Genomic DNA, 6120 nt, shown 5'->3' on the forward strand with positions numbered 1-6120 from the left:
GAAAATGGATTTATATAGCCTCTATACATATATTTAAAACTTGAATTGTTTTATTTTTCGGATTATTATGTATAAAAATGGCAATCTGCTTTAAAATTGAGATTTTTAGAAAAGGAGAGAATGGGGATGGAAATAACAATTGAACGTTTAGTCAATGAGTTGAAAGATGTACTTCCTGAAGAACGAGTAGTAGTAAATATGACAGTAAGAGAATTACATAGTAAAGATGAGTCCTATCATGCTAGTAGTTTACCAGATGTGGTTGTATTTCCAAAGACGACAGAAGAAGTGAGTAAAATAATGAAACTAGCAAGCCAACATCAAAAGTCTGTTGTGCCGTTTGGGGTTGGTTCGAGTTTAGAAGGGCATGTAATTCCATATGAAAAGGGGATTACAATAGACTTCTCACTTATGAACAAAATACTTGAGGTAAGAGAAAAGGATTTTCTTGTTAAAGTGCAACCTGGAGTAACCCGTTCACAGCTTAATAAAGAATTAAAAAAATATGGTTTGTTTTTTAGTGTAGATCCAGGTGCAGATGCGACATTAGGAGGAATGGCTGCTACAAACGCAAGTGGAACAACATCTGTAAAGTATGGCGTGATGCGAGATCAAGTTCGTGATTTAGAGGTAGTTCTTGCTGACGGAACGATTATACATACAGGTAATTTAGCTGCGAAATCATCATCAGGTTATCATTTAAATGGTATTTTTGTTGGATCAGAAGGAACCCTTGGTTGCTTTACGGAATTAACGCTGAAAGCATATGGTATACCGGAGCATACTATGGCAGCAAGAGCATCATTTCCATCAGTAAATGATGCAGTGGAGGCTGTGATTCATATTTTACAAGCTGGTATTCCAATTGCGAGAATTGAACTTGTTGATGAACTGTCTATGAAGCAAGTTAATCGTTATAGTGAAACAGACTATAGGGAAGAACCAACATTATTTTTAGAGTTTCATGGAAATAAAGCAGGGTTAAAACAAGACATTGACTTTACTACAGAAATTGTTCAGGATCATAAATGTAAGGAAATTGCATTTGAAACAGAAACAGCAGCTAGAAATAAATTATGGGAGGCAAGACACAATTTAGCCTATGCGTATGTCCATAGTTGTCCTGGTAAAAAGCTTATGAGTATGGATGTGTGTCTCCCAATTTCAGAGTTAGCAAATGCGATACAGTATGCAAGAGAAACAGTAGATTCTACCGGGGCAATTGGCGGTATTCTTGGACATGTAGGTGATGGGAATTTTCATGTTCTTTTAATGGTTAATCCAAATGATAAAGAAGAAATAAAGAATGCGGAAGAAATAAATGAAAAGATTGTTATGTATGCCCTTGAGCGTGATGGAACATGTACAGGTGAACATGGGGTAGGGATTGGTAAACAAAAATATCAAGAAAAAGAGCATGGAGCGGCACTGCTTGTAATGGAAAAAATAAAACAAGCTCTTGATCCGCAGAATATCCTTAATCCAAATAAAATTTTAAAAATCAAAAATAAGAAATGATGCTATTTAAATTAGCTATTGCGACTATAATTAGTTTGATCTCTGGTATGTTTATGTAAATAAAAAACGGTTATGCTACATATCGGCATAACCGTTTTTTGTTGTTAATTTATTTCTCCATTGCATGGCCATCAAGTTAAGAAATTAGTGTTCCGAAAAACAAAAAAATGGGTTGAATTTTCATAAATAACTGTAGAGATATAAAATTTTAATTTTGGGGGCACTTCACATCACCATCAAGCTAAGGGTACCAAGAGGGTATATGTGAGTGTATTTTTTGAAATTTCTACGACTACACTAAAAATGTGCATAGCAAATAAACCTATCAAATAGGTGTTTTGAAAAATATTATGCGACTTTGAAACTCTGTGACAACGTACAATCATACATAACGCCTAGGATATCAACCTAACTTTGCATGTATGATTACGGGAAAAATTTCAGAGCATAATTTTTCGCTAGCCAATGGAAATATCACATTAAGTTCTGAAGGTGCAAAGACTCTCCTTAAAGCTTTACAACAATATTTAACAAGATAATAAATCAATAGCAAAAGGCACTTTTATATGATGTATGACATGAGAGTGCCTTTTGCTTGTTTGTTGTGGATTCTATTCATTTCTGCGTCATAGGTTCATATTTTTATAAATCTGCTTGATAAATAATAAATCTACCGGAAGCAAGCGTAACGAATACTTGATTGTTTGCAACTTTAAATACAGGTCCGTTAGAAGAGTAGTTGCTTATTTTTGTTTTTGCTTTAATTGAAATATGATTCTTGTCATCAACGTGAACCAAAAGAATTACACCAGTTGAACTAATCACTAACGCATGCTGATTTCCAAGACCTACTACTTTGTCCCACTTATAATTCTTACTTTCTTGGTCAAACAGTTCCGCGTTATCAATCTTTTTTCCTGCTTTATCAAAGAGAATGAATTTTGAACCCGCCCCTACGGCTAGCATTCTATTATCAGAAAGTTTGTCAATAGAATAGATATGATGCTTCGTAGAGCCCCAATCTCCTGAGTCAACTACCTTTCCATCTTTTTGTGACATAACTTGATATTTTCCTTGATCCCCTACCATTAAAAGGTTTCCATTAGCTAACTCAACTGTATCGTTAATATGCCAAGAGTTCGGCCACTTTCCTGTTCTCAACAATTCTTGAGACGAATTAAGAATTGTATAATATCCGCTATCATGTACTAACAAAATATTTTCATTCGATAGTTGCTTAACAAATCTCGTATTACGTGTATCCGATAGCTTTCCTTGTGAAATTTCATCTCCATATGAGTCTACAACTTTCCATTTTCCTTGTGATCCCGCAATAAAAATGTTACCATCAGCCATTTTTACCATTCCTTTTGTAGGGAAACTAGGCTTATTTTTTCCTTTTGACAATGTTTCGCCATTAGCAGTGCTAAGAAGAGCAAAGTCCGAGGAATTTTCAGCTAAAATATGCCCTTCATCCGTCAAAACTGCGTTCTGAATGGTACCGCTAACTTCCCATTTATTGCTCGCTACACCGTACACGTTAGCTGCACTTGCACATGTAGGAAGTATGAGTAAAGCGCTTGCAAGTAATGATGCGGTTATTTTTTTCATTTTAATCATTTTTCCACTCCTATAAGATATGTATTTGTCATGATTCACTAGATATACTACCATACCAAAAACTGTAAAATATATGCAAATATGCATATATTAAGTAAATAATTGGGATATGTTGTAAGGTAAGAGGGGGGTCAAAAAATATTAAGGGGGATATTTATTATGAAAAAATTGTTAGTTATTCCGGTGGTTGCTTTAGCTTTAACAGGTATTGGAGCAAGTACATCATTTGCAAGTAGTGAAAATTCAAACCTTACATCACAAGATTCCCTACAAAGTAAAGAAACACGAGTAATTAAAAGCGCTGTAATATCTAATAAGACCTATACTCTGGTTAACGGAGAAAGGAAAGTGACTTTCAAACATGCTAAAACGGCAGATATGAGAGTTCACGTCACAAACAAAACTACAGGTACGCTTGACTGGTATTTAAAAGACTCAAAAGGAGATCTTGTTGACAAGGGATCACTAGCGGCAGGTAAAGGCTTTACAAATACGTATTATACTCTTTCGAAAGGTACTTATAAGCTCACTGTTATTCACAGAAATGGTGGAAAAGGATCATTCGATGCAGCTGCTCGGACTATGGAATAATATGAACAATAAGATGATTTAATTTAACTTCCTTTTACTTGAATGATAGTTTAATAAAAAGGATCTGCCTAAAAGCAGATCCTTTTTGTTATGTATTTATTATTTTACTGCTTCTTTTAACTCTTTTCCGGCTTTGAAAGCAGGTACCTTTGAGGCAGCGATTTGCATTTCTTCACCAGTTTGTGGATTACGTCCCATACGTGCAGATCTTTCACGGACTTCAAATGTACTAAATCCAATGATTTGTACTTTCTCTTCGTTTACAAGTGCATTTGTAATGGAATCTAATACAGCTTGTGTTGTTGCAGCTGCATCTTTTTGTGATAGTTCTGCTTTTTCTGCCACGATTTTTGTTAGCTCTGTTTTACTCATTATATCCATCTCTTAATTTACTCTATGAAATCGCAATTATAATGTATCTGATAAATATTTGCAATCATCTCAATTCAACCTATTTAATTCTATATAGGTGCCCGTCCCATTGCTATCAAGCTAAGAAATACAGTCTTCCCCAAAACGAAAAAAATGAACTAAATTCCTATGGTCAACTATGAAAAGATGAAATTTTCGTTTTGGGGATACTTCAAAATCTTAGGTTGATGGGTATGTGTTAATTTGAAATAAAGTTACGATGCTTATAAAAAAGATGCGACGTTTAAAATAAAGTCGCGATATTTGTAAAAAAGTCACGATGTTATCCCTTTAGATTTGATCATCCAAAGGGATATTTTTTATGTTTAAATTTGCAACTGATTGGTTTGAATGTAAGCACTAGAATGTTTATAAAATTTTTCACGGTTTGAAACTATTCAAAGCGTACATTTTCTGAGATTTCTTTAATCTTGTCCCAATTTAAAATTTGAATTTCATTCTCTTCTCGTTTGATAATCCCTTTCTCTGTCCAGTCCTTTAGTATTCGATTTAGATGTCTTTTTGTAGTACCAATCAATGAGGCAACATCATCTAAAGAATTTGTTTTTATATATTGATTGAAATGTGATGGAGATTCAACCGTGCATATATAAGCAGCTAAACGTACACTGACTGGTGAGAGTGCATTTACTCTTGATGAAATGGTGCAAGTTCGTAGCTTATAGGCTAGCTCTTTCAATAATAGTTGATTAAATTTACTATCAAATTTTAAATGTGCTTCGTACACTTCTAAAGGGACAAATAATACTTCGCATGTCTCTACTGCAATACAGTTTGATTCAACTAAGCAATCTGCAAAGGTTTCGATATCGCCCATAATCGCTGGTGGTTGACAATAGCGTAATAGTAACTCTTTTCCAGTCACTTCTAAGTTAGAAACCATATACCTTCCTGAAAGTAAAAAATAGATGCTATCTATCTTGTCCCCTGCTTTTAAAATAAATTCATTAGGTTGAAAAGTGCTTACAGAAAGGAGCGATATTAGATCTTTTGTAAAAGTATAGTGATAAATAGATTGAAATAGATTTTGACTCATTTTTTCCTCCGAGACATCTGTCCTTTATTGGTCTCATTTATTTTAATATAGTTATAGTTAATTAATAAAGGGGTAGGGATTCAAATGAACTTTGTATTCGATTTAGATGGGACACTTTGTTTTGATGGCAAGAGTATTGATACAGAAATTATTGAGGCACTTCAAGAATTAAAGTTAGAAGGGCATCAAGTGATTTTTGCCTCAGCTAGGCCGATTCGTGATTTAGTACCTGTCATACCAAAAAGCTTTCATGAAGGTCTATTGGTTGGAGGAAACGGTACATTTACTTATGACCATGGGCAAATTCAAGTGACACATTTTGAACAACAACTTTTAGACAAACTCATTGCAGTTATTCATCAACATCAATTAAAATATTTAGCAGATGGTCAGTGGGATTACGCCTTTACAGGTGATATTGCACATCCTATTTATCGAAATATTGATAAAACCAATTCAACGAACAGACCGTTGGAACAATTACTGCCAGTCTGCAAATTAGTTTTATTCCAACCAAATGAGGAAGTGTTAGAAGTGCTTGAAGCATTTCCAGTTACAGTTACACACTATAAAACTGAGCATGCCATCGACATTAGCCCTCTAGGTATTAATAAAGTCAGAGGACTACATATGTTGAACATTCAACAGTTTATTGCTTTTGGGAACGATAGTAACGACAAATGCTTGTTTGAACATGCGGTACATAGCGTATGTGTCGGGAATAATAACGTGAAACGTTATGCGAAAGAAAACATTGAACGAGCAGATGTAGCAGGAAAAATTCGAGCATTAATGGGAAAGTATCGTATGGGTGAAGGAGATACATCTAAGCTTGTTAAATATTAATAAGGCTTTCAATAAGGTTTGAACTCTTGTAGATACAGTTAGATAAACTTAATTGACTATCGAAAAATTCATTATTT

7 protein-coding genes are annotated in these 6120 nt (G+C 34.3%); 4 read left to right on the forward strand and 3 right to left on the reverse strand.

Annotation, left to right across the window (positions count from 1 at the left end):
* The first annotated feature begins 126 nt into the window (after positions 1 to 126).
* Both V7183_RS05855 and V7183_RS05860 read left to right on the forward strand, forming a co-directional pair.
* The gene (locus V7183_RS05855) at positions 127 to 1518 is read left to right on the forward strand and encodes an FAD-binding oxidoreductase (protein WP_097898570.1); all 1392 of its coding nucleotides are present in this window, start codon (positions 127 to 129) and stop codon (positions 1516 to 1518) included.
* A gap of 422 nt (positions 1519 to 1940) precedes the next feature.
* Entirely contained in the window at positions 1941 to 2057 is a 117-nt protein-coding gene (locus tag V7183_RS05860; RefSeq protein WP_335358967.1) for a hypothetical protein, read from the forward strand.
* A 103-nt stretch (positions 2058 to 2160) separates the two neighbouring features.
* Here the strand turns inward: V7183_RS05860 and V7183_RS05865 are convergent, their stop codons facing one another.
* Entirely contained in the window at positions 2161 to 3138 is a 978-nt protein-coding gene (locus tag V7183_RS05865; RefSeq protein WP_335358968.1) for a hypothetical protein, read from the reverse strand.
* A gap of 159 nt (positions 3139 to 3297) precedes the next feature.
* Between V7183_RS05865 and V7183_RS05870 the strand changes: the two genes are divergently transcribed.
* Positions 3298 to 3729 carry a hypothetical protein gene (locus V7183_RS05870; protein WP_335358969.1) on the forward strand — a complete coding sequence of 144 codons (432 nt, stop codon included), beginning with the start codon at positions 3298 to 3300 and terminating at the stop codon, positions 3727 to 3729.
* A 99-nt stretch (positions 3730 to 3828) separates the two neighbouring features.
* On the opposite strand, the gene V7183_RS05875 is transcribed toward V7183_RS05870, so the two are convergent.
* Both V7183_RS05875 and V7183_RS05880 read right to left on the reverse strand, forming a co-directional pair.
* The gene (locus V7183_RS05875; protein ID WP_097898573.1) at positions 3829 to 4101 is read right to left on the reverse strand and encodes an HU family DNA-binding protein; all 273 of its coding nucleotides are present in this window, start codon (positions 4099 to 4101) and stop codon (positions 3829 to 3831) included.
* A 433-nt stretch (positions 4102 to 4534) separates the two neighbouring features.
* Positions 4535 to 5197: a Crp/Fnr family transcriptional regulator gene (locus V7183_RS05880; protein WP_097898574.1), complete on the reverse strand. Its 663-nt coding sequence runs from the start codon at positions 5195 to 5197 to the stop codon at positions 4535 to 4537.
* An 84-nt stretch (positions 5198 to 5281) separates the two neighbouring features.
* Here V7183_RS05880 and V7183_RS05885 point away from each other — a divergent pair, with 84 nt between their 5' ends.
* Positions 5282 to 6043, forward strand: coding sequence for an HAD-IIB family hydrolase (locus V7183_RS05885; RefSeq protein WP_335358970.1), 762 nt, complete (start codon positions 5282 to 5284; stop codon positions 6041 to 6043).
* Positions 6044 to 6120: the final 77 nt, after the last annotated feature.

The sequence above is a fragment of the Bacillus sp. JJ1127 genome (assembly GCF_036965845.1).
Lineage (GTDB): Bacteria > Bacillota > Bacilli > Bacillales > Bacillaceae_G > Bacillus_A.

What these genes read in the sequence shown, in the direction of transcription:
- V7183_RS05880 (WP_097898574.1), bottom strand. Translation starts at nt 5,197, where the DNA reads ATGAGTCAAAATCTATTTCAATCTATTTATCACTATACTTTTACAAAA.
- V7183_RS05875 (WP_097898573.1), bottom strand. Translation starts at nt 4,101, where the DNA reads ATGAGTAAAACAGAGCTAACAAAAATCGTGGCAGAAAAAGCAGAACTA.
- V7183_RS05855 (WP_097898570.1), top strand. Translation starts at nt 127, where the DNA reads ATGGAAATAACAATTGAACGTTTAGTCAATGAGTTGAAAGATGTACTT.
- V7183_RS05885 (WP_335358970.1), top strand. Translation starts at nt 5,282, where the DNA reads ATGAACTTTGTATTCGATTTAGATGGGACACTTTGTTTTGATGGCAAG.
- V7183_RS05870 (WP_335358969.1), top strand. Translation starts at nt 3,298, where the DNA reads ATGAAAAAATTGTTAGTTATTCCGGTGGTTGCTTTAGCTTTAACAGGT.
- V7183_RS05865 (WP_335358968.1), bottom strand. Translation starts at nt 3,138, where the DNA reads ATGATTAAAATGAAAAAAATAACCGCATCATTACTTGCAAGCGCTTTA.
- V7183_RS05860 (WP_335358967.1), top strand. Translation starts at nt 1,941, where the DNA reads ATGATTACGGGAAAAATTTCAGAGCATAATTTTTCGCTAGCCAATGGA.